General features: G+C 65.9%; 22 protein-coding genes and 1 tRNA gene. 11 read left to right on the top strand and 12 right to left on the bottom strand.

The genetic code is table 11. From position 1 onward, the window contains the following. Positions 1-8: 8 nt before the first annotated feature. The 7 genes from DDE75_RS06005 to DDE75_RS06035 form a co-directional block, all read right to left on the bottom strand. Positions 9-953 (bottom strand): AEC family transporter, encoded by a 945-nt coding sequence (locus DDE75_RS06005; RefSeq protein WP_108501480.1) that lies wholly within the window; start codon positions 951-953, stop codon positions 9-11. Then, positions 950-1,768 carry an MBL fold metallo-hydrolase gene (locus DDE75_RS06010; RefSeq protein WP_108501481.1) on the bottom strand — a complete coding sequence of 273 codons (819 nt, stop codon included), beginning with the start codon at positions 1,766-1,768 and terminating at the stop codon, positions 950-952. Before DDE75_RS06010 ends, DDE75_RS06005 begins: the two co-directional genes overlap by 4 nt. After that, positions 1,765-2,562 carry a TatD family hydrolase gene (locus DDE75_RS06015; RefSeq protein ID WP_108501482.1) on the bottom strand — a complete coding sequence of 266 codons (798 nt, stop codon included), beginning with the start codon at positions 2,560-2,562 and terminating at the stop codon, positions 1,765-1,767. Before DDE75_RS06015 ends, DDE75_RS06010 begins: the two co-directional genes overlap by 4 nt. A 3-nt stretch (positions 2,563-2,565) precedes the next feature. Further along, positions 2,566-3,678: a DNA polymerase III subunit delta' gene (locus DDE75_RS06020; RefSeq protein WP_108501483.1), complete on the bottom strand. Its 1,113-nt coding sequence runs from the start codon at positions 3,676-3,678 to the stop codon at positions 2,566-2,568. After that, positions 3,675-4,271: a dTMP kinase gene (tmk, locus tag DDE75_RS06025; RefSeq protein ID WP_108501484.1), complete on the bottom strand. Its 597-nt coding sequence runs from the start codon at positions 4,269-4,271 to the stop codon at positions 3,675-3,677. Before tmk ends, DDE75_RS06020 begins: the two co-directional genes overlap by 4 nt. Continuing rightward, the gene (locus DDE75_RS06030) at positions 4,271-5,416 is read right to left on the bottom strand and encodes a D-alanyl-D-alanine carboxypeptidase family protein (RefSeq protein WP_108501485.1); all 1,146 of its coding nucleotides are present in this window, start codon (positions 5,414-5,416) and stop codon (positions 4,271-4,273) included. The genes tmk and DDE75_RS06030 overlap by 1 nt, the downstream gene beginning before the upstream one ends. Before the next feature lie 101 nt (positions 5,417-5,517). Further along, positions 5,518-6,090, bottom strand: coding sequence for a thymidine kinase (locus tag DDE75_RS06035; RefSeq protein WP_108501486.1), 573 nt, complete (start codon positions 6,088-6,090; stop codon positions 5,518-5,520). Between the two features lie 127 nt (positions 6,091-6,217). Here DDE75_RS06035 and DDE75_RS06040 point away from each other — a divergent pair, with 127 nt between their 5' ends. Further along, on the top strand, positions 6,218-7,411 hold the full coding sequence (locus DDE75_RS06040; protein WP_108501734.1) for a multidrug effflux MFS transporter: 1,194 nt from the start codon (positions 6,218-6,220) through the stop codon (positions 7,409-7,411). 65 nt (positions 7,412-7,476) lie between these two features. Here the strand turns inward: DDE75_RS06040 and DDE75_RS06045 are convergent, their stop codons facing one another. From DDE75_RS06045 to DDE75_RS06055, 3 genes are all read right to left on the bottom strand, one after another. After that, positions 7,477-8,769, bottom strand: a complete 1,293-nt coding sequence (locus DDE75_RS06045) for a DEAD/DEAH box helicase (RefSeq protein WP_108501735.1) — start codon at positions 8,767-8,769, stop codon at positions 7,477-7,479. 301 nt (positions 8,770-9,070) lie between these two features. Next, the gene (gene dtd, locus DDE75_RS06050) at positions 9,071-9,520 is read right to left on the bottom strand and encodes a D-aminoacyl-tRNA deacylase (protein ID WP_108501487.1); all 450 of its coding nucleotides are present in this window, start codon (positions 9,518-9,520) and stop codon (positions 9,071-9,073) included. A gap of 17 nt (positions 9,521-9,537) precedes the next feature. Next, positions 9,538-9,765, bottom strand: a complete 228-nt coding sequence (locus DDE75_RS06055; RefSeq protein WP_170310930.1) for a hypothetical protein — start codon at positions 9,763-9,765, stop codon at positions 9,538-9,540. A gap of 104 nt (positions 9,766-9,869) precedes the next feature. On the opposite strand from DDE75_RS06055, the gene DDE75_RS06060 reads away from it, so the two are divergent. Next, positions 9,870-10,121 (top strand): DUF2312 domain-containing protein, encoded by a 252-nt coding sequence (locus tag DDE75_RS06060; protein ID WP_108501488.1) that lies wholly within the window; start codon positions 9,870-9,872, stop codon positions 10,119-10,121. 49 nt (positions 10,122-10,170) lie between these two features. Here the strand turns inward: DDE75_RS06060 and DDE75_RS06065 are convergent, their stop codons facing one another. Next, positions 10,171-11,046: a hypothetical protein gene (locus tag DDE75_RS06065; RefSeq protein ID WP_108501489.1), complete on the bottom strand. Its 876-nt coding sequence runs from the start codon at positions 11,044-11,046 to the stop codon at positions 10,171-10,173. A gap of 175 nt (positions 11,047-11,221) precedes the next feature. Here DDE75_RS06065 and DDE75_RS06070 point away from each other — a divergent pair, with 175 nt between their 5' ends. The 6 genes from DDE75_RS06070 (at position 11,222) to DDE75_RS06095 (ending at position 16,519) form a co-directional block, all read left to right on the top strand. Continuing rightward, complete coding sequence (locus DDE75_RS06070) at positions 11,222-12,856, top strand: ABC transporter permease (protein WP_108501737.1); 1,635 nt, start codon at positions 11,222-11,224, stop codon at positions 12,854-12,856. A 24-nt stretch (positions 12,857-12,880) separates the two neighbouring features. Then, positions 12,881-12,955, top strand: a tRNA-Thr gene (locus DDE75_RS06075). Between the two features lie 166 nt (positions 12,956-13,121). Beyond that, positions 13,122-13,328 carry a cold-shock protein gene (locus DDE75_RS06080; RefSeq protein WP_072297281.1) on the top strand — a complete coding sequence of 69 codons (207 nt, stop codon included), beginning with the start codon at positions 13,122-13,124 and terminating at the stop codon, positions 13,326-13,328. Positions 13,329-13,435: 107 nt separating this feature from the next. Then, positions 13,436-14,251, top strand: a complete 816-nt coding sequence (locus DDE75_RS06085) for a TIGR00282 family metallophosphoesterase (RefSeq protein ID WP_108501490.1) — start codon at positions 13,436-13,438, stop codon at positions 14,249-14,251. 137 nt (positions 14,252-14,388) lie between these two features. Beyond that, positions 14,389-16,167, top strand: a complete 1,779-nt coding sequence (locus DDE75_RS06090; protein WP_108501491.1) for an SLC13 family permease — start codon at positions 14,389-14,391, stop codon at positions 16,165-16,167. Positions 16,168-16,291: 124 nt separating this feature from the next. Further along, complete coding sequence (locus DDE75_RS06095) at positions 16,292-16,519, top strand: hypothetical protein (RefSeq protein WP_108501492.1); 228 nt, start codon at positions 16,292-16,294, stop codon at positions 16,517-16,519. 58 nt (positions 16,520-16,577) lie between these two features. Here the strand turns inward: DDE75_RS06095 and DDE75_RS06100 are convergent, their stop codons facing one another. Beyond that, on the bottom strand, positions 16,578-18,356 hold the full coding sequence (locus tag DDE75_RS06100; protein WP_108501493.1) for an SLC13 family permease: 1,779 nt from the start codon (positions 18,354-18,356) through the stop codon (positions 16,578-16,580). A gap of 138 nt (positions 18,357-18,494) precedes the next feature. On the opposite strand from DDE75_RS06100, the gene DDE75_RS06105 reads away from it, so the two are divergent. The 3 genes from DDE75_RS06105 (at position 18,495) to DDE75_RS06115 (ending at position 20,865) form a co-directional block, all read left to right on the top strand. Next, positions 18,495-19,238 carry a YebC/PmpR family DNA-binding transcriptional regulator gene (locus DDE75_RS06105; RefSeq protein ID WP_108501494.1) on the top strand — a complete coding sequence of 248 codons (744 nt, stop codon included), beginning with the start codon at positions 18,495-18,497 and terminating at the stop codon, positions 19,236-19,238. A gap of 77 nt (positions 19,239-19,315) precedes the next feature. After that, entirely contained in the window at positions 19,316-19,909 is a 594-nt protein-coding gene (locus DDE75_RS06110; protein WP_108501495.1) for a LysE/ArgO family amino acid transporter, read from the top strand. Between the two features lie 47 nt (positions 19,910-19,956). After that, positions 19,957-20,865, top strand: coding sequence for a DMT family transporter (locus DDE75_RS06115; RefSeq protein WP_108501738.1), 909 nt, complete (start codon positions 19,957-19,959; stop codon positions 20,863-20,865). Positions 20,866-20,895: the final 30 nt, after the last annotated feature.

Raw genomic sequence — 20,895 nt, forward strand, 5'->3', positions numbered from 1 at the left:
GTTGGCGGTCAGGGAAGGATCGCCAGCCACATCCAGATGCTGAGGGTCGAAATGGCGGTCGCGACCAGCACGGTCGAGGCCGCGACCCGCTTTGCCGCGCCATAGATGTTGGCGAACAGATAGGCGTTGATCCCCGGTGCCATGGCCCCGGTCAGCACCGCCGAACGCATCCCCGCCACATCCAGCCCGAACAGATGCCCCATCCCGAAGGTGATGGCCGGATGCAGGATCAGCGAACAGGCGCAGCACATGGCGATGGTCGCCATGTCGCCCTCGGGGCGATAACGGTAAAGCACGCCGCCCAACCCGAACAGCGCCGCCGGCAATGCCGCGCGCCCGATCATGTCCACCCCGTCCCAGAAGCCCGTCGGCATCACCAGCCCCGCCTGCATCAGCAGGTTCATGGCCAGCCCCAGCAGAATGCCGATGACCAGGGACGTCCGAAGCACGCCCGACAGCGCCCTGAGCGCCACCCGGCCCACCGACAGGTCGCTGCCACGGGCGCGGGTGAACTCCATCATCGTGATCCCGAAGGTATAAAGCAGCGGAGAATGTATCGAGATGATTGCCCAATTGCCCGCCAATGCGTCGGGGCCATAGGCGCGTTCGGTGATCGGCACTCCCAGCAGCAGCGTGTTGGAAAACAGGCAGACGAAGCCGATGACGACGCAATCCACGGGCGGGCGCTTGAAGATGAACCTGGCGCCTGCCCATGCGACCAGGAAACTGCTGAATGCGCCTGCATAGAAGGGGATCAGCAGGTGAATGCGAAACTCGGTCCCCAGGTCCAGTCGTGCCATGGATGCGAACAACAGCGTCGGCACGGCGAAATTCTGCGCGAAGGACATCAGCCCGTCGACGCCCTCGGGGCGGAACCAGCCGCGCCATGACACCAGATAGCCGAAGCCCACGATCAGGAAGACAGGCAGGATGATCGTGAAAAGCGCGCTCATGCCGCGGGGGGCAGATCGGGGGTTTCGGCGGTCGTCGTGATGGTCATGCCGTCGAAGGCCGGGATGACATGGTCGGGGGTCTCAAGCGCGACCGTGTCGTGGTCGATGTCGATATGCATGTTGGTCAGAACCGCCTGCGGGCTGCGGGATGCCTCAATCCAGTCCAGCGCCTGTTGCAGATGGGCGTGGCTGGGATGGGGTTCATAGCGCAGGGCATCGACGATGAAGATGGGCGCATCCTCGATCAGGTGCCAGGCGGCCTGCGGGATGTTCGAGACGTCCGGCAGATAGACCAGACCGCCGATGCGGAAGCCCAATGCGGTGATCTCGCCATGCTGGACGCGGAAGGGGATCATCTCGATCACGCCACCGGGGCCGTCGATACTGATGCGTCCCGCGATCGGGTTCAGCTGGCAGATGGGCGGGTAAAAGCTGCCCTCGGGCGTTTCGAAGACATAGCCGAAGCGTGATTGCAGTGCCTCGGCGGTGGGTTCGTCCGCCCAGAGCGGCAGGATGCGACGGGCGTTGAAGACAAGTTGGCGCAGGTCGTCGATGCCATGGACATGGTCGGCATGGGCATGGGTATAGACGACAGCGTCCAAGGTCGCGATGCCCGCATCCAGCAGCTGCGGGACCAGATCGGGTCCGGTGTCGATCAGCACCTGCGTGGTGCCGTCCGGCCCGTCGCGTTCCACCAGCAGTGAACAGCGGCGGCGGCGGTTTTTCGGGTTCTGCGGATCGCAGGCGCCCCAACGCCCGCCAAGGCGTGGCACGCCGCCCGACGATCCGCAGCCAAGGATCGTGGCGCGGATCATCGTGCGGCCTTCCAGAACAGGCGGTCGAAGTTCGCGGTCGTCTGCGCGGCGAAATCGGCGTAATCCATCCCGAAGACCTCGGCCCCCACTTGGGCCGTCCTAGCGACATAGGCCGGTTCGTTCCGCCGACCGCGATGCGGTTTCGGGGCCAGATAGGGGCTGTCGGTTTCAACAAGGATGCGGTTGATCGGTGCGGCGGCAAAGATGTCGCGCAGGTCTTGGGACCGCGGGAAGGTCGCGATGCCCGACATCGACAAATAGAAGCCCAGATCCAGCGCCGCGCGGCCCAGCTCGGCGCTGCTGCTGAAGCAATGCATGACGCAGCTGAATGCGCCCGCCTTGTGTTCGCGGGTCAGGATACGGGCCATGTCGTCATCGGCGTCGCGGGAATGGATGATCAGGGGCAGGCGGGTCTGGCGCGCGGCCTCGATATGGATCAGCAGGCTTTCCTGCTGCGCCACGGCGCTTTCGGCGGTGTAGTGGTAATCCAGTCCGGTTTCACCGATGCCCACGAATTTCGGGTGGCTTGCCAGTGCGACTAGATCCTCGACCGAGGCCATGGGTTCGTCGGCCACGCTCATCGGGTGGGTGCCGGCGGCATAGAAGACGCTGTCATGCGCCTCGGCCAATGCGCGGACCTGGGGTTCCAGCCGCAGGCGGGTGCAGATGGTCACCATGCGCGACACGCCGGCCGCCTGCGCACGGGAAATCAGGTCGTCATGTTCGCCGTCGAAATCGGGGAAATCCAGATGGCAATGACTGTCCACGATCGGCGGGGGGGCCGCGTCTTGCATAGGTCATCCTTTGGCTGTCGGGGCGGATTGCGCGGGCGGCAATTGCGCCAGTTCCAGAACCATATCCATCACCAGCGCCGCAGGGTCAAGGTTGACCGCCCGACCTGTGCGGGCGCGGGCGGACAGGCGCGCCTGCGCCTCGGCCCATGTGCGGGCGGCCAGATCGTCGGGCGACAGGCGGGCCATCAGCGCGCCTTCGCCCTTGGCAGCCTGCGGCAGAGGTGCGCCCATCAGACCCGCACGCGCCAGCCGCACCAGAAAGCGATCCAGCAGCGTGATGGTCAGATCGAAGGGATCGCCATCGGCCCCCGCGCGACCCGCCGCCCCATCGGCGAATCTCGCCGCCGCCAGACGGTCCATGCGGGGCAGGGTGGCGAACAGATCGACCAGCTGCTGATAGCGGTCCAGCCCGCCTTGGCCCGCCAGACGCAGCGCCTCGCCCACCGATCCGTCGGAGAGGGCGGCCAGCGCCTCGGCGTCCTCGTCGATGCCCTGATCGGCCAGGATACCGCCCATCTGCGCGGGCTTCATCGGCATCAGGCGCAGCGTGCGGCAGCGCGAACGGATGGTGGGCAGCAGGCGCGCGGGCTGATGCGCGATCAGCAGGATCAGCGCGTCCTTGGGCGGTTCCTCCAGCACTTTCAGCAGGGCGTTGGCGGCGGGAACATTCATGTCGTCGGCCGCATCGATGATGGCGATACGGCGCCCGCCTTCGGCGGACGAGAGGTGATAGAAGGACAGCAGCTTGCGGATCTCATCGACCGTGATCTCGGCGCGAAGGCGGCCGGTCTTGTCGTCCCAAGGGCGGCGGATCAGCTGCAAGCGCGGTTCGGACAGGGCGCTAATGCGACGCGCCTCGGGGGTGTCGGGATCGGTGCGCATGTCGGCGCTTTCGGCGCCCGACAGCAGCCAGCGCGCAATGGCCCATCCCATGGTGGCCTTGCCCACGCCGCGCGGGCCGGTCAGCAGCCAAGCGTGGTGCAGGCGGTCGCTGCGCGCGGCCTGCACGAATTCCGCGATGGCGTGATCCTGCCCGATGACGCGTGGCGTGTGGCGCGGATGGGGTGCGCCCGGAACGCGGTCGGGTTCGGGGATATCGTCGGGATCGGTCTTCACAGCGCCGCCATCACGCGGGCGGCGACCTGATCGGGGGTGCCGCTGCCGTCGATCAGCCGTACACGGTCGGGGTATTCGGCGGCCAACGCCCGAAACCCCGCGGCCAGACGCTGCTGGAACCCAAGGCCGAGGCTCTCGAAGCGATCCTCGGACCCGCCGCGGGCCATGCCGCGGGCAAGCCCGGTTTCGGGGGCGATGTCGATGACGAAGGTGCGGTCGGGTTCGGTGCCGATCATCAGGTCGTGCAACCGGTCCACCACCTGACGCAGATCGCCCCGCGCCGCGCCCTGATAGACGCGGGTGCTGTCGGCGAAACGGTCGGTAACGACCACCTGACCGGCGGCCAAGGCGGGCCGGATGCTGCGTTCCAGATGGTCGCGGCGGGCGGCGGTGAACAGCAGGCATTCGGTTTCCGGCGACCAGCGTTCACCGGCACCTTCGACCAGCAGGCGGCGGATCTCTTCGGCGCCGGGGCTACCGCCGGGTTCGCGGGTCAGAAGGACGTCGCGCCCCTGCGCCCGCAGACCATCGGCCAGCAGGCGGGCCTGAGTGGACTTGCCGCAGCCGTCGATCCCTTCGAAGCTGATCAGCATCAGCTGCGGACGGCGCTGTAGGCGCGTTGACCCAGTTGCATCACGGCACCCTTCATACGGCCCAGAAAGCCCGCTTCGGGGACGTCCTCGGTGGCGACAAGCGGCGTCACCGTGTCGCGGGTGCCGGGGATGGTGACGACCAGCTTGCCGACCTGTTCGCCCTTTGCGATGGGGGCGGGAAGGGGGCTGTCATAGACCACCTCGACCTTGACCTGATCCTGCGCGCCGGCGGGGACCAGCACGTTGACGCCCTTTTCGCTGGTCAGGCCGACATGGCTGTCGGTGCCCAGCCAGACCGGGGCATCGACGACGGTTTCGCCAGCCGGAACAAGGTTCTGCATGGTGAACTGTCGAAACGCCCAGTTGACGATACGCTCGGATTCCTCGGCGCGGGCGCGGTCGCTGTCCAGACCGCTGATAACAAAGATCACCCGGCGTCCGTCCTGCACGGCCGATCCCACCAGACCATAGCCCGCTTCCTGCGTGTGGCCGGTCTTGAGGCCATCCGCGCCGATGCCCAGCTTAAGCAGCGGATTGCGGTTGTAGCGGTTCGAGGGGGCGCGATCCTCGTATTGGAACTCGGTCATGCCGAAGAACTCGTAATACTCGGGGAACTTCTCGATCAGCAGGCGGGCGACGGTGCCCAGATCATGCGTCGACATGCGGTGTTCGGGGTTGGGCCAGCCGTTCGAATTGCGGAAGGTCGAGTTTTCCAGCCCGAGCTGCTTGCCGCGTTCGGTCATCTGGCGGGCAAAGGCGTCCTCGGTCCCGGCCAGGCCTTCGGCGACGACCACGCAGGCGTCGTTGCCCGACAGGACGATGATGCCCTTGATCAGCTGTTCGACGGTGGGGCGGTCCAATTCGTTCAGGAACATGGTCGAGCCGCCCATGGCGCGGGCGCGGCTGCTGACGGGCAGCTGGGTGTCCATCTGGACGCGGCCCTCGTCCAGTGCCTCGAACAGCATGTAGAGGGTCATCAGCTTGGACATCGAGGCGGGCGGGATCGGCTTGTCGGCATCCTTTTCCATCAGGACCGTGCCCGTCTGCACATCATAGACCCATGCCGAGGTGGCATTGGTGTCGAATGCCTGCGCGGGTGCCGCCAGTGCCAGCAAGGCTACGACCTTCAGGAAAAATGCGCGCATGATATGTCCTCTGCCTCTTTTGGGCAGATGGTTACATCATGACCCCCCGGCCCGCAACGCGCCCTTCCCGCGATGGGGAAAATTTGATCACCGGTTCCTGTTCACTGCCCCACGGCCTGCCGCCAATGCCTGCGGCAGAGCGAGACATAGGTCTCGTTTCCGCCGACCTGCACCTGCTGGCCTTCGGTGATGGCGCGGCCCTCGGCGTCGCGGCGGATGACCATGGTGGCCTTCTTGCCGCAATGGCAGATGGTGCGCACCTCGCGCATGTCGTCGGCAAGGGCCAGAAGGGCCGCCGATCCTGGAAACAGCTCGCCCTGGAAATCGACGCGCAGGCCATAGCACATGACGGGCACGCCCAGATCGTCGGCCACCCGCGCCAGCTGCCAGACCTGATCGCGGGTCAGGAACTGCGCCTCGTCGATGAAGACGCAGGCGATGCCGGGAATGACGCCAGACGCCAGCGCGAAAAGGTCGGTCCCCTCGTCGAAGACCTGCGCCTCGTCGGCGATGCCGATGCGGCTGGCGATGCGGGCAGTGCCCGCGCGGCTGTCCAGCGCCGCCGTCAGCAGCAGCGTCTGCATCCCGCGTTCGCGGTAGTTGTAGGACGCCTGCAGCAGCATCGTGCTTTTGCCCGCGTTCATGGTCGAGTAGTTGAAATAGAGCTTGGCCATCCGTCAGCCCATAGCGCCGTCCCGGGCGGCCATCAAGGTTGCCCTGACGCGGCGCGCATGTCAGAACCACGGGTGTCGGCAGATCCGGCCCATTTCCATCAACCGAATTTTCACAAGGTCAGCCATGATGCGTGATCCCTTCTTCCGCATGGCCCTGGTGCTGGGCCTTCTGTCCGCCGTCGGCCCCTTTGCCATCGACATGTATCTGCCCGCGCTGCCCGAGGTGGCGCGCGATCTGCGGACCTCCGAGGCGGGCGCGGCGCTGACGCTGACGGCCTATTTCCTGGTCTTCGGGCTGGCGCAGATGATCTATGGCCCGATGGCGGACGCGCTTGGTCGCAAGCGGCCGCTGATGATCGGGGTCGGGGTGTTCAGCATCGCGACCATCGCCGCCTCGATGGCGCCGACACTTGGCTGGCTGATCGCCGCGCGGGCGGTGCAGGGCTTGGGTGCTGCGGCGCTGATGGCGGTGCCGCGCGCGGTCATCCGCGACGTGGCGACCGGACCCGCGGCCGCGCGGATGATGGCGGCGATCATGATCGTGATCTCGATCTCGCCCATGCTGGCGCCGCTGACCGGATCGCTGGTCCTGGCATGGGGCGGCTGGCGCGAGATCTTTGCCGTGCTGGCCGTCGCATCGATCCTCAGTTTCGGCCTGATCGTCCTTGCCCTGCCCGAGACCCTGCCGCCCGAACGCCGACATCCGGTGCGCGGCGCCGTCATGTGGGCGGGTGCCAAGCGCCTGCTGTCGGATCGCCGCTTCATGGGGCTGACCATGATCGGAGGCTTCGGCATGGCCAGCTTCTTCGTGTTCCTCTCCAGCGCCAGCTTCGTCTATACGCAGCAATATGGCCTCAGCCCCACGGGCTTTTCGCTGGCCTTCGCGGCCAATGCCATCGGCTTCTTCAGCGCATCGCAATTTGCGGGACGGCTGGCAGAGCGTTTCGGGATGGAGCGGGTGATCTCGATCGCGATCACCGGTTTTGCGGGAATGGCGCTGCTGACCACGCTGGTCGTCTGGTCGGGGTTTAACGCGCTGCCGGTGGTGATGGCGGGGCTGTTCCTGTCCTATGCCTTCCTGGGGCTGGTCATGCCCACCGCCATGGTGATGTCGCTGGACCCGCATCCCGATATCGCGGGGCTGGCATCCTCGCTTGGGGGGACGTTCCAGATGCTGACGGGCGGTCTGATGATCGCGCTGACGGGGCCGTTCATGAACAACACCGCATCGACCATGGTGCCGGCCATTGCGACCTGCGCGGGTCTGGCATGGGCCACGGCGGCGCTGTCCCTGCCGAGGCTGCGCCTGCGCGCGGCCTGAAGGCTGCATGAAAAAAGGGCCGCAGGATGCTGATCCTGCGGCCCTTTTTCATTCCTGCTGATGCCTCAGGCCTGACGGCCTTTCGGCGCACGCGAGGGGCGGCGTGCGGGGCGCTTGTTGCCGCCGTTGTCCGGACCGCCGAACTTGCGACCGCGCTGCGGGCCGCCTGCAGGGGGCGCACCGAAGGGAACCTCTCCGCCGATGACGGGGATGGCGTTCTTCATCGCCTTCTCGATGGCGCGCAGCTCGCCGACCTCGGCCGGGGCGCAGAAGGCCACGGCGCGACCGTCGCGACCGGCACGCGCGGTGCGGCCGATGCGGTGGACATAGTTTTCCGGCACGTTCGGCAGGTCGTAGTTGTAGACATGCGCCACCTCGGGGATATCCAACCCGCGGGCTGCCACGTCGGTGGCGACCAGGACCTTGATCTCGCCCTTGCGGAAGGATTCCAGCGCGCGTTCACGCTGGCCCTGGCTCTTGTTGCCGTGGATCGCGGCGACAGCGAAGCCCCATTTGTCCAGCAGCTTCGAAAGTTTCTCGCAACCATGCTTGGTGCGGCCGAAGACCATCGACAATTCGCCGGTGTGCTTGGACATGTATTCGGCCAGCAGGGTGGCCTTGTCGCCCTGGCTGACGAAATGGACGCCCTGTTCGATCTTCTTGGCGGCCTGACCCGGAGGGTTCACGGCGACCTTGACCGGGTTCGTCAGATAGGTGTCCGACAGTTCCTGCATCAGCTTCGGCATGGTGGCCGAGAACATCAGCGTCTGGCGTTCGCGCGGCAGCATCCGCGCGATCTTGCGCAGGGTGTGGATGAAGCCGATGTCCAGCATCTGGTCAGCCTCGTCCAGCACCAGATAGGTGGTGGCCTCGAGGCTGATGGCGCGACGCTCGATCAGGTCCATCAGGCGGCCGGGGGTGGCGATCAGCACGTCGACGCCGCGCGACAAACGCTCGGTCTGCACGTTGATCGAGGCACCGCCCACCACGCGATAGCTGCGGATCGGCGTGCCTTCGGCATAGGCGTCGATGTTGGTGGCGATCTGAGTGGCCAGTTCGCGGGTCGGCGCAAGGATCAGCGCGCGGCAGGTGCGCGGGTCGGGTTTCTTGCCGTATTTGATCAGGCGGGTCAGCATCGGCAGGCCGAAGGCGGCGGTCTTGCCGGTGCCGGTCTGCGCCAGGCCCAGCACGTCACGACCCTCGACGATGGCGGGGATGCCCTGTTCCTGGATCGGAGTGGGCGATTTAAGGCCCATCGCGTCGATGTTCGAATTGATGCGGTGGTCGATGCCCATATCGGCAAAGGGACCGGTGGCCAGCGGATCGCGGGCGGGGGCGCGGCGGCCTTCGTTGGCCATGGCTTGCGGCGACAGGCGGGGGGCGGATTTGCCGCCACGGTTCGGGCGGCGGCGGGTGTTGGTCTGTTCCATCAAGGACTTTCAAGCCATGCATCCCTCGTATCGGACGCAAAGGCATGGGCCGCGCAAACGATGTCGCGGCGTATTGCAGGGGTGCAGGCGAGATACGAGGGTGCCTGCATGCCTCCCCGCGTGAATGGGAAACTGGAATGGGTATCGCCGCCATGACAAGCGATGCTTGCGACTGCTCACGCGGCAGCGGTTGGCGATGGGGTGCAGATGGGGCAGCCTGCCCCGAAAGTCAAGCGCGGTCTGCGCTGTCCAGCCAGATGGTGACCGGCCCGTCGTTCAGCAGCGACACCTTCATGTCGGCACCAAAGCGCCCGGTTTCGACCGCGATCCCCTGCGCGCGCAGGCTTTCGGCAAAGCGCCGATACAGCCTTTCCCCCAGTTCGGGGACTGCTGCCTGCGAAAAACCGGGGCGGTTGCCGCTGCGCAGATCGGCGGCCAGCGTGAATTGGCTGACCACCAGCGCCGCACCGCCGGTATCGGCCAGGGCGCGGTTCATCCGACCCTGATAGTCGCGGAAGATGCGCAGCTTGGCGACACGGGCGGCCATCTTGTCGGCCGCGGCCTCGTCATCGCGCTGCATGGCGCAGACCAGCAGCAGCAAACCTTCGCCGATCTGGCCGATGATGTCGCCATCCACCCTGACCGAGGCCTCCAAGACGCGTTGGACAAGAACTCTCATCTCGGTTTCCCTTCGGGTCAGGGGGCCAGGAAAATGCCGACGACGACCATCATCAGTCCGATGCAGGATGCCGCCAGCGCGCCCATGTTCACGGCCAGCACCTTGCGCATGCGGACGCGCAGGGTTTCATCGTCCAGTCCCTGCGCCTTGGCGCGCGCGACCGTCCAGATGCACCAGACCAATGCGGCAAGGCCCACGACGGTCAGCGCAGCACCCGTCCAGATCAGCCAATCGAAAATCGTCATGTCGCATCCCCTCGTATTCACGCCTCGCGCCGCCCTAGCGGCGATTGCACCCCGCAACAAGACCGCCTAACACATCGTCCAAAAGCTCAGGAAGGAAGAATGACATGTCGGACGATCAAGCCTATGGCGTGGCCGCAGACGAACTGCGCCAGTTCATCGAACAGTTCGAACAGCTGGAAGCCGAAAAGAAGGACATCGCCGAACAGCAGAAGGAAATCATGTCCGAGGCGAAGGCCCGCGGATACGACACCAAGGTGATGAAGAAGATCATCGCCCTGCGTAAACGCGACCGCGACGATATCGCCGAGGAGGAAGCCATCCTCGAGATGTACAAGACCGCCCTGGGCATGGGCTGATCCAAGGGGCCGGGGCGTCGTCCCGGCCCCCAGTCCCGTACGGCGTCCCTTACGGCATGATGAATTCGACGCCCGGCAGCACGGCGATTTCCGCCACATCCGCGCGATAGTTGTCGGTCACCTGATCGACGATTTCCTGCGTCCAACCTGGCAGCTCGATGACCTGGTCCAGCGTGCCGGGCAGGGCGTGCTTCTGCAGCACGTCACCATAGATCTGGCGCCGCTGCGTGACCGAGACCTGGTCCTGGATGCCCATCGCGTCGCGCAGCCGGGCGATGCCGATGTCGCCAAGGATCTCATGCATGTAAAGCAACCCGCCAGACAGCGGCACATTGGCGGGCAGGCCGCCGACGATGCGCACGATCTCGGGCCAGATGAGGGCAACATCCTCGTGGCACCAGACGACCATGCGGCGGCCCTGCGCGGCGCGGACCAGGTTCTGGATCGCCGTCCGCCAGCGCAGCTGCAGCGGATGGCAGCCCTGCATCAGGGCAGTGTAGTCGCCCCCCGCCACCTGCGGCAGGATATCGCTCAGCAGCGTGGCGGGATTGCGCAATGCGACGTAGAATTCCGCCTGCGCCGAGGGGAACAGCCGCGCCAGCGCCGCCGCCCGCGCGCCCATCTGCGGATAAAGCCCGTCCCGACCCACCGCACGACCCGGCGCCCCCATGAAGGTCGGCGTGGACATCACCACCCGCGACGTGTGGTCGCTGTCCAGCATGGCGTCCAGCATGATCTGTTCCATCTCGACGGTGGCCGAGCCGCCGTCCAGCGACTTCAACGCCTCGTCGAACATGCCGCGATGGCGGTTCGGGGTCACGACCTCGGTCCCGGCCTTCTGCAGCGCGGATCGGTTGTTCAGCAGGGTCTTGAGCAGCCGGTCACCGTCAGTGGCGTGAACGCCCATGTGAAAAACCATCTGCATCGTCGCTGTCCCGTCTTGTCATTGGCGCGCCCTTGCGGCCCGCTTTCGGGTGCAGATTACCTGTCCGCCGTGGACAGTCAAACCGCTTTGGCATATCGCAACCGGCATGACCAGCACCGCCTCAGACCGAACGCCCCGGCGCCGTCACGACACCGCCCTGCGACAGGGGGGTGGCATGGGCTGGTCCCTGGCCGCCGTCATCGTGGCCGCACTTGTGCTGATGCCGGTGCTGGCGGTGGTCTGGATCGCCGCCAATCCGACCGACAACATCTGGCCGCATCTGCTGTCCACGGTGATGCCGCGATACTTCGGAAATACGGTCATCCTGGCCGTGGGGACGGGGGCCCTGGCTGCGGCGATGGGCACCGGTTCGGCCTGGCTGGTCAGCATGTACGACTTTCCCGGACGGCGCTGGTTGCAATGGCTGTTGCTGCTGCCCCTGGCGGTGCCGGCCTATATCGGGGCCTATGCGCTGGCGGATTTCCTCGATTACTCGGGCCCGGTGCAGATCGCGCTGCGGGGCTGGTTCGGGTGGGAAACCGCCCGCGACTACTGGTTCCCGCGCATCAGATCGCTGGAGGCCGCGGTGGTCGTCATGGCGGCGGCGCAGGCGCCCTATGTCTATCTGCTGACGCGCGCAGCGCTGCATGAACAATCGGGCAGCGCCTACGAGGTCGCCCGCGCCCTTGGCACCGGCCCTTGGGGGCTGTTCCGCCGCGTGGGGCTGCCGCTGGCGCGTCCGGCCATCGTGGCGGGTTCGGCCATCGCCATGATGGAGGCCGTCGCCGATTACGGCGTCGTCAGCTATTTCGGCGTCCAGACGCTGAACACCGGCATCTTCACCACCTGGCTTGAACGCCGCAATGCCGGCGGGGCCGCGCAGATCGCCTGCGTCATCCTGCTGATCGTCGTCGTTCTGGCCTTGTGGGAACGCTTTGGCCGCCGGAACGCCCGCTATCACCAAAGCGCCCGCCAGCCGCGCCCCATCCAGCGTCAGCGGTTGTCGCTGGTGCCGGGCCTGGGGGCGATGCTGGCCTGCATCCTGCCATTCGCCATGGGGTTCGTGCTGCCGGTGGGGGTGATCCTGTCCTATGCGCTGGCCTATCCCGAAGGCTGGGTATCGCCGGGGCTGGGCAAGGCCGCATGGCACACGGTCAGTCTGGGCGCGATGGCGGCGGTTCTGACGGTCACGATGGCGCTGGTCATGGTCTATGGCACGCGGCTGTCGGGACGGGCGCTGCCGCGCCTGCTGCAGCCGGTGACGACGGTCGGCTATGCCGCGCCGGGGGCGGTGCTGGCGGTGGGCATCCTGATCCCGCTGGCGGCGCTGGATCACCGTCTGGCCGACGCATGGCTGGCGCTGACCGGCACCGATCCGGGGCTGATGCTGACCGGCACGGGGGCGGCGATCGTCTTCGCCTATACGGTGCGCTTCTTCGCCATCGGGCAGGGCGCCATCGACGGGGCCTTCACGCGCGTTTCGCCATCCCTGCCGATGGCTGCGCGATCCTTGGGACGCGATAATGCGGGCGTGCTGCGCGACGTCTATCTGCCGCTGATGCGCGGATCGGTGGGGGCGGCGCTGCTGCTGGTCTTCGTCGATTGCGTCAAGGAGCTGCCCGCCACGCTGCTGCTGCGGCCCTTCAATTACGAAACGCTGGCCACCCGCACCCATGAACGCGCCAGTCTTGAGGATCTGGGCAATGCCGCCCCCGCCGCCCTGGTCGTGATGGCCGTGGGCATCCTGGCGGTCGCGCTTCTGGCACGGACCAACCTCGGTGGTCGCAAGGATGACTTGCGCAAGCCGTGAACGCGCGATATTTGCAACGGGAATGCCGGCTTAGCTCAGTGGTAGAGCGTCTGATTTGTAATCAGGGGGCCGGGGGTTCAAATCCCTCAGCCGGCACCAAGATTTCCTGATGAACACTTGTCAGCTGGGGCAGTTTGCCCTATATGGTGCCTTGCTACGTTAAATTCTCTGCATCCTGTCTGCTTCCGGCTTCAGTCTGCTTTGTTAATCTGACCGGCCAAGCCACTGCATACTGCGGGTGGCATAACTGACAGGAGATCTCACGATGGCCAACGGCACCGTGAAATGGTTCAACAGCACCAAAGGCTTCGGCTTCATTCAACCGGAAGGCGGCCGCCAGGACGTGTTCCTGCACATCTCCGCTCTTGAGCGCGCTGGTCTGTCGGCTCCCGCCGATGGCCAGAAGGTGACTTATGAGCTGGAGCGTGGCCGCGACGGTCGCGAATCGGCAACGAACGTTCAGTTCGCCTGATCCATCCTTTGGATGCGACGTTTCGAAGGGCTGCCCGCATGGGTGGCCCTTTTTCCGTTCTGGCGTCCCGGCTTGAGGGTCGGGCAAGTTTGGCTTAGCACGACCATATGCGAATTCTGTTTCTAGGCGATGTGATGGGCCGTGCCGGCCGTCGTGCGATTTCCGAACGTCTGGCGGGTCTGCGGGCACGGTTGAAGGCCGACCTTGTGGTGGTCAATGCCGAAAACTCCAGCGGGGGGCGCGGGGCGACCGCCGGTCACGCGCAGCTGCTTCTCGATTCGGGCGCGGATTGCCTGACGCTTGGCGATCATGCTTTCGATCAAAAGGACATGATGCCCTTCATCGACAAGGAACCCCGGATCGTCCGCCCTCTGAACTTTGCCCGCGACGCGCCGGGCAGGGGTGCCACGATCATCAGCGATGCGCGGGGCCGCAAGGCGCTGATCACCCAGGCCCTGGGGCAGGTCTTCATGTCTCGGCCCTATGACGATCCCTTCTCGGCGCTGGACGGCGTGCTTCGCGCCCATCCGCCGGGCGGGATGGTGCAGGCCATCCTGGTCGACATCCACGCCGAGGCCACCAGCGAGAAGATGGCCATGGGCCATTACTGCGACGGGCGTGCCAGCCTTGTCGTGGGGACCCACACCCATGTGCCGACCGCCGATGCGCAGATCCTGCCGCGTGGCACGGCCTATCTGTCGGACGCCGGCATGTGCGGCGATTACGACAGCGTCATCGGCATGGAAAAGACCGAGCCGATGCGCCGCTTCATCACCGGCATGCCCCGCGACCGCTTCACCCCCGCCGACGGCGAGGCGACGCTGTCGGGCGTGCTGGTCGAAACCGACGACAGGACCGGCATGGCAAAGGCCATCCATCCGGTGCGCGACGGCGGGCGTCTGGCGCAGACGCATCCCGCCTGACACCTTTGCCCGGTCCGTGGTCATGGGTGCCACGGACCGGGTGCCGCAGTTGCTAAGACCGCTTGCGGGGCTTCGGTCTTCCGGCGCAATATGCCGCGAATGCGGGACGCGGCGCCCGCCCTGGGAATAGGTTTTGAATGTTCGGATTTGAATTGACCGGGATGACCGGTGCGGTGGTGACCATTTTCATCATCATCGCCATGCTGACCTTGTTCATCCGAGAGACATACCCCCCGGAAGTCACGGCCATCATCGGCGCCGTCACGCTGCTCTGCCTCGGCATCCTGGACGTCAGCCATGTTTCGGGCGTCTTGTCGAACGCGGCCCCCTGGACCATCGCCTTCATGTTCATCATCGTGGGGGGGTTGGTGCGGACCGGTGCGCTGGACTGGATCGGGCAACGCGCCGCCCGCCATGCAGGCGAACATCCGATCCTGACCCTGGGGTCCGTGTCGGTTCTGGTCTGCGCGATGTCGGCCTTCGTGAACAACACGCCGCTGGTCGTGGTGATGATGCCGATCTTCATGCAGCTGGCCAAGGAAATGGGGAAATCCCCCTCGAAGCTGCTGATCCCGCTGTCCTACCTGTCGATCTTGGGGGGCACGATGACCCTGATCGGGACCTCGACAAACCTGCTGGTGGACGGTGTCGCCCGAACGGCGGGGATGGAGCATTTCACCATCTTCGAGATCACCTGGGTGGGCCTGCCGATGGCCATCGTGGGCGTCACCTATCTGCTGATCTTCGCGCCGCGCCTGCTGCCCGACCGCGATTCCATGTCGCAGCTGCTGTCGGGCCGCAGCAAGATGAAGTTCTTCACCGAGGTCGCCATTCCCGAAGGTTCGGCCCTGATTGGCAAATCGCTGGACGAGGTCGACATCTTCGCCCGGGACAGTGCCCGGGTCATCGACGTGCTGCGGGGCGATGCCTCGCTGCGCCGCGACCTCGAATCCGTTCTGCTGGAGGAAGGCGACCGCGTCGTCCTCCGCACCCCCATGTCCGAGGTTCTGGGCCTGCAGACCCACAAGGAACTGCGGATGGTGGACAAGCTGTCCTCGGTCCAGACCTCGACCGTCGAGGTTCTGATCACGCCGGGCTGCCACATGGTCGGGCGCAGCCTCGGGTCGATGCGTCTGCGCCGCCGCTATGGCGTCTATGTGCTGGCGGCCCACCGCAAGAACCAGAACATCGGCCGTCAGCTGGACGATCTGGTCGTGCGCGTCGGCGACACCTTGCTGCTGGAGGGCGCATCGACCGACATCCAGCGCCTTGCCAGCGACATGGACATGGTCGAGGTGACGGCCCCCTCGGACCGTGCCTATCGCCGCCGCCATGCGCCCATCGTCGTGGCGACGCTGGTCGGCGTCGTCGTTCTGTCCGCCTTCGAGGTCGCGCCCATTCTGCTGCTTTCCTTCATCGGGGTGGCGGTCGTCCTTGGCACGCGCTGCATCGACGCCGATGAGGCGCTGTCCTTTGTCGATGGCCGCCTGATGGCGCTGATCTTTGCCATGCTGGCCGTGGGCGCGGGGCTGGAAAACAGCGGGGCGGTGCAGCTGGTCGTCGATCAGGTCGCGCCTTGGCTTGCAACGCTGCCGCATTGGGCGCTGGTGCTTGCGGTCTACATGCTGGCGACATCGCTGACGGAAACGGTGACGAACAATGCCGTGGCGGTCATCGTGACACCCCTGGCGATCAGCCTGGGCAATTCGCTCGGTGTCGATCCGCGGCCCCTGGTGGTGGCGGTGATGATGGGGGCTTCGGCCAGTTTCGCCACGCCCATTGGCTATCAGACGAACACGCTTGTCTATGGTCCGGGCGGCTATCGCTTTGCCGATTTCATCAAGGTCGGCCTGCCGCTGAACCTGCTGATGGCGCTGGTGGCATCCATGCTGATCCCGCTGATCTGGCCGCTCTGACGCCCTTGCGTAACCTTTCGCGGGCCGCAATGCTGCCATGCAGCATCGTCGGTTGTGATCCGGGGCCGGAACGACGATCTATAGCGGCAGGGGAGGAAACGACTTAATCGCAAGGAGTTTCCACATGGCGACTATCGCAACTGCCGGCCACAAGACCGCAGCATTTCCGACCAGCGCTCTGCTGGCTCCGTTCCGTGCCATCGGGCGCTTCATGGTCACCTTGGCCGAAGCAAGCCCCCAGATGCGTTCTCTGAACAAGCTGAGCCAGTTGTCCGACGAGGACCTGGCGGCCAAGGGCACGACCCGCGAAAGCGAGATCCGTCGGATCTTGGGCGGCTCGGCCGCACTGTAAGCCATTTGCGGCCTGACCGCAGACGTGTATCGCGGCCCTTTCGGGGCCGTGTTTTGCGTTACAGGGGCCAGACGATCAGCAACAGCGGCACGGATACGGCCATCACGATGATCTCCAGCGGCAGACCCATCCGCCAGTAATCGCCGAAGCGGTAATTCCCCGGGCCTAGGATCAGCGTGTTGTTCTGATGCCCGATCGGCGTCAGGAAGGCGCAGGAGGCCGCCACCGCCACCCCCATCAGGAAGGCATCGGGCTGGACGCCAAGCTGTTCGGCCAAGCGGATGCTGACCGGGGCCGCTATGATGGTGGTGGCGTTGTTGTTCAGCACATCCGACAGCATCATCGTGGCCGCCATCAGCAGCACCAGCGCGATCCAGGCGGGATAGCCCTGCGTCAGGCTGGCCAAACCTTGGGCGATCAGCGCCGAGCCTCCGGTCTGGTCCAGCGCCAGGCCCAGGGGGATCATCGAGCCCAGCAGCACGATGACCGGCCAATCGACGTGGTCGTAAAGCTCGTGCATCGACAGCACGCCGAACAGGACATAGGCGATGATCACGCAGCCAAGCGCGATCGGCATGGTCGTCACCCCAAGCGAGGCTGCAAGAACCGCCAGCGCGAAAAGCCCCACCGCCGAGCGCATGTGCCGTTCGCGCTGGACCGACAGGCTGCCGCCGTCGATCCGCAGCAGGCCGGTGGCGGCCAGCATGTCTTCGATCCGGCTTTCGGGAACCAGCAGTAGCAGCATGTCGCCCGATTGCAGCGTCTGACGCGACAGGTCGCGGCGTTGTGCCAGACCTTGGCGGCGCATGCCGATCATCACGCTGTCATGGCGGTTCGTCAGCCCGAAGGACTGGACCGAGCGGGCGGCGATGGCTGAGGCGCGCGGCACCAGACATTCGATCAGCTGCTGACCCTCGGCATCCTTGCGGGCGCGCGGCTCCATCCGGCCATCGGGGAAGGCGAGGTCGTTGGTTGATCGAAACTCGTCCAGGGCCTGCGGGTCGGCGCGCAGGATGATCACATCGCCGTCCAGGATGGTCTGTTCGTCCAGATTGCCCGCGATGTCCTGACCGTGGCGACGCAGGCCGACGATACGGACATTGGCCTTGGCGGCCTCGGCACGGGCCTCGGCGATCAGGCGGGCGCTGGTCAGGCTGGCCTCGGTCACGACAAGGGTGGCGACATAGCGGCGCTGCGGACCGTCCGCGTCGCTTGGGCCGTCGCCCCGCGCGCCGGGGATCAGCCGCCAGCCGACCAGCCCGATGAAGGCGATCCCCGCCACGGCCACTGCCCCGCCCACGGGCAGGAAATCGAACATGCGATAGGGCTCGCCCAGAACATCGGCGCGGAAGCCGGAAACGATCAGGTTCGGCGGCGTCCCGATCAGCGTCAGCATGCCGCCAAGGATGGTCGCGAAGGCCAGGGGCATCAGCGTCAGGCCGGTCTGGCGGCCCGCCTTGCGCGCGGTCTGCAGATCGACGGGCATCAGCATGGCAAGGGCCGCGATGTTGTTCATGAAGCCCGACAGGATCCCGCCGACCGTCCCGAAGATCAGCACATGCGCCGTGGTGCCGCGGGGCCGCGATGCGATCAGTCGCGCCAGCCGCGCCACGGCGCCCGACCGGTTCAACCCCGCCGTCGCGATCAGCACCAGCGCCACGATCAGCGTCGTGGGATTGCCGAAACCGGAAAACGCATCCTCGGATGGGACGATCCCCATCAGGACCGCCGCCATCAGCCCCCCGAAGGCCACGAGGTCGTATCGCCACCGCCCCCAGAGCATCATCGCGATCATCAGGCCCAGAAGGGCGAAAAGCATCATCTGTTGGGGGGTCATGTGTGTCCTCTTGCGGGCCATCGTCCGGGCCGTCGCATCGAACGCGGCAGGTGGCATTCCGGTTCGTCTTGCGATGCACCCATCCTGTGGACTAAAAGCGCGCGAGGTTTTCAATGGAATTGTGAAGGGCGACCCGACATGGCAGGTCATTCAAAATGGGCCAACATCCAGCATCGCAAGGGCCGGCAGGATGCTCAGCGTTCGAAGCTGTTCTCGAAGCTGGCCAAGGAAATCACCGTGGCCGCCAAGATGGGCGACCCTGATCCCGACAAGAACCCGCGCCTGCGCATGGCCGTCAAGGAAGCCAAGTCGAAATCCGTCCCCAAGGATGTGATCGACCGGGCCATCAAGAAGTCGCAGGCAGGCGAGGGCGACAACTACGACGAGATCCGCTATGAAGGTTACGGCCCGAACGGCATCGCCCTGCTGGTCGAGGCGATGACCGACAACCGCAACCGCACGGCATCCAACGTCCGCAGCTATTTCACCAAGTCGGGCGGTGACATGGGGCAGACCGGCTCGGTCGCCTTCATGTTCGACCGCGTGGGCGAGATCGTCTATCCCGCCAGCGTGGGCGATGCCGATACCGTCATGATGGCCGCCATCGAGGCGGGCGCCGACGACGTCCAGAGTGATGATGAGGGCCATTGGATTTATTGCGCCGACACGGACCTGAACGAGGTCGCGACCGCGTTGGAAGCATCCTTGGGCGAATCCGAGACCGCCAAGCTGATCTGGAAGCCGCAGGCCCCGACCGAGATCACCGACGTGGAAACGGCCCAGAAGCTGATGAAGCTGATCGACACGCTGGAGGATGACGACGACGTGCAGAACGTCATCGGCAACTTCGACATCTCGGAGGATCTGGCGGCCAGCCTGTAGGATCACGGGTATCGCCGAAGACAGGGATCGCCGGGCGGCAAGGCTGCGCCGGCGATCTTTCACGACGGGGGATGGGGATGCTGTCATATCTTGCGGGGCTGGGCACCGGGATGTCATTGATACTGGCGATCGGGGCGCAGAACGCCTTCGTCCTGAAGCAGGGCATCCTGCGGCGGCATGTCTTCGCCATCTGCCTGTTCTGCGCGCTGTCGGATGCATTGCTGATCGTGCTGGGCGTCGCGGGAATGGCGACAGCGGGGCTGCGCTGGCCGTGGCTGTTCGAGGCGATGCGTTGGGGCGGCGTGGTCTTTCTGGCCGTCTATGGCCTGCGGGCCTTCCGCGCAGCTTGGCGCGGAGGCGAGGCCCTGCGCCCCGAGGGCCAGATGCGCGGGCTGGGGGCATCGCTGGCCACCATCGCGGCGCTGACTTGGCTGAACCCGCATGTCTGGCTGGATACCGTGGTGCTGCTGGGGGCGATCTCGGCGCAATGGCCTTCGCCCGGGGTCTTTGGGGCAGGGGCGGTGACGGGCTCGTTCCTGTTCTTCTTCTCGCTCGGCTATGGCGCGCGTCTGCTGGAGCCGCTGTTCCGCAAACCCGTCGCCTGGCAGTGGCTGGAATTCGGCGTCGGCTGTGTCATGTGGGCCATTGCGCTGCGGCTGGCGCTGGACTGACACCGAACGCACTTGCCTTGTCGCTGGAAAGGCGGCAGGTGCAGATCATGCAAAATGAGAACACCACCTCGCGCGATATGATCGGGATCGGCTGGATGCTGGCCACGGGGCTTTGCTTCGTGGCGGTCAACACCATCGTGCGGGGGCTGGACGGGGCGCTGCCCGCCGCACAGGCGGCCTTCATCCGCTTTGTGATCGGGCTGGTCTTCCTGATGCCCGTGGTCTGGCCCGCCCTGCGGCGCGGCTTTCCCGCGCCCGTCTGGGGCATGTTCGCCCTGCGTGGCGCATTGCACGTGGTAGCGGTGGTCGCGTGGTTCTTTGCGATGTCGCGCATCACCATCGCCGAGGTGACGGCCATCGGCTTCCTGAACCCCATCATCGTCACCATCGGCGCAGCCCTGTTCATGCGAGAAAAACTGGCCGCCCGCCGCATCGCCGCCATCGCGGTGGCGCTGCTGGGGGCGCTGATCGTGTTGCGTCCGGGGCTGAGGGCGCTGGATGTCGGGCATCTGTCGCAGGTCATGGCCTCGGTCGCCTTCGGGTCGTCCTATCTGGTGGCCAAGCGCCTGTCCGAACGCGTGCCGGCGTCGGTGGTGGTCGCGATGATGTCGCTGACGGTGGCGGTGGGGTTGGCTCCGCTGGCATGGGCGCAATGGGTGACGCCGACCTGGGGTCAGGTGGGCTGGCTGGGGCTGGTCGCGGTCTTTGCAACGGCCGGGCATTACACCATGACACGGGCCTTTGCTGCGGCCCCCCTGACGGTCACGCAGCCGGTGACCTTCCTGCAGCTGGTCTGGGCCAGCCTGATCGGGGTTCTGGTCTTCGGCGAACCTCTGGACGGTTGGGTGATCCTGGGCGGCGGGCTGATGATCGGGGCGATCAGCTATATCACCTGGCGCGAGGCGCGGCTGAAGGCGCGGATGAAGACTCCGGTCGTGGGGGCCACCAAGGTCTGATTGCGTCCCGCGACGTCCGGGGGAGCTGCG

The organism is Paracoccus indicus, from assembly GCF_003056335.1.
GTDB classification, from domain to species: Bacteria; Pseudomonadota; Alphaproteobacteria; order Rhodobacterales; family Rhodobacteraceae; genus Paracoccus; species Paracoccus indicus.

Excerpts from the sequence above, each read along its gene's own strand:
- DDE75_RS06005 (WP_108501480.1), bottom strand. The coding sequence starts at position 953 with ATGAGCGCGCTTTTCACGATCATCCTGCCTGTCTTCCTGATCGTGGGC.
- DDE75_RS06010 (WP_108501481.1), bottom strand. The coding sequence starts at position 1,768 with ATGATCCGCGCCACGATCCTTGGCTGCGGATCGTCGGGCGGCGTGCCA.
- DDE75_RS06015 (WP_108501482.1), bottom strand. The coding sequence starts at position 2,562 with ATGCAAGACGCGGCCCCCCCGCCGATCGTGGACAGTCATTGCCATCTG.
- tmk (WP_108501484.1), bottom strand. The coding sequence starts at position 4,271 with ATGCTGATCAGCTTCGAAGGGATCGACGGCTGCGGCAAGTCCACTCAG.
- DDE75_RS06030 (WP_108501485.1), bottom strand. The coding sequence starts at position 5,416 with ATGCGCGCATTTTTCCTGAAGGTCGTAGCCTTGCTGGCACTGGCGGCA.
- DDE75_RS06035 (WP_108501486.1), bottom strand. The coding sequence starts at position 6,090 with ATGGCCAAGCTCTATTTCAACTACTCGACCATGAACGCGGGCAAAAGC.
- DDE75_RS06040 (WP_108501734.1), top strand. The coding sequence starts at position 6,218 with ATGCGTGATCCCTTCTTCCGCATGGCCCTGGTGCTGGGCCTTCTGTCC.
- DDE75_RS06045 (WP_108501735.1), bottom strand. The coding sequence starts at position 8,769 with ATGGCCAACGAAGGCCGCCGCGCCCCCGCCCGCGATCCGCTGGCCACC.
- dtd (WP_108501487.1), bottom strand. The coding sequence starts at position 9,520 with ATGAGAGTTCTTGTCCAACGCGTCTTGGAGGCCTCGGTCAGGGTGGAT.
- DDE75_RS06055 (WP_170310930.1), bottom strand. The coding sequence starts at position 9,765 with ATGACGATTTTCGATTGGCTGATCTGGACGGGTGCTGCGCTGACCGTC.
- DDE75_RS06060 (WP_108501488.1), top strand. The coding sequence starts at position 9,870 with ATGTCGGACGATCAAGCCTATGGCGTGGCCGCAGACGAACTGCGCCAG.
- DDE75_RS06065 (WP_108501489.1), bottom strand. The coding sequence starts at position 11,046 with ATGCAGATGGTTTTTCACATGGGCGTTCACGCCACTGACGGTGACCGG.
- DDE75_RS06070 (WP_108501737.1), top strand. The coding sequence starts at position 11,222 with ATGGGCTGGTCCCTGGCCGCCGTCATCGTGGCCGCACTTGTGCTGATG.
- DDE75_RS06080 (WP_072297281.1), top strand. The coding sequence starts at position 13,122 with ATGGCCAACGGCACCGTGAAATGGTTCAACAGCACCAAAGGCTTCGGC.
- DDE75_RS06085 (WP_108501490.1), top strand. The coding sequence starts at position 13,436 with ATGCGAATTCTGTTTCTAGGCGATGTGATGGGCCGTGCCGGCCGTCGT.
- DDE75_RS06090 (WP_108501491.1), top strand. The coding sequence starts at position 14,389 with ATGTTCGGATTTGAATTGACCGGGATGACCGGTGCGGTGGTGACCATT.
- DDE75_RS06095 (WP_108501492.1), top strand. The coding sequence starts at position 16,292 with ATGGCGACTATCGCAACTGCCGGCCACAAGACCGCAGCATTTCCGACC.
- DDE75_RS06100 (WP_108501493.1), bottom strand. The coding sequence starts at position 18,356 with ATGACCCCCCAACAGATGATGCTTTTCGCCCTTCTGGGCCTGATGATC.
- DDE75_RS06105 (WP_108501494.1), top strand. The coding sequence starts at position 18,495 with ATGGCAGGTCATTCAAAATGGGCCAACATCCAGCATCGCAAGGGCCGG.
- DDE75_RS06110 (WP_108501495.1), top strand. The coding sequence starts at position 19,316 with ATGCTGTCATATCTTGCGGGGCTGGGCACCGGGATGTCATTGATACTG.
- DDE75_RS06115 (WP_108501738.1), top strand. The coding sequence starts at position 19,957 with ATGCAAAATGAGAACACCACCTCGCGCGATATGATCGGGATCGGCTGG.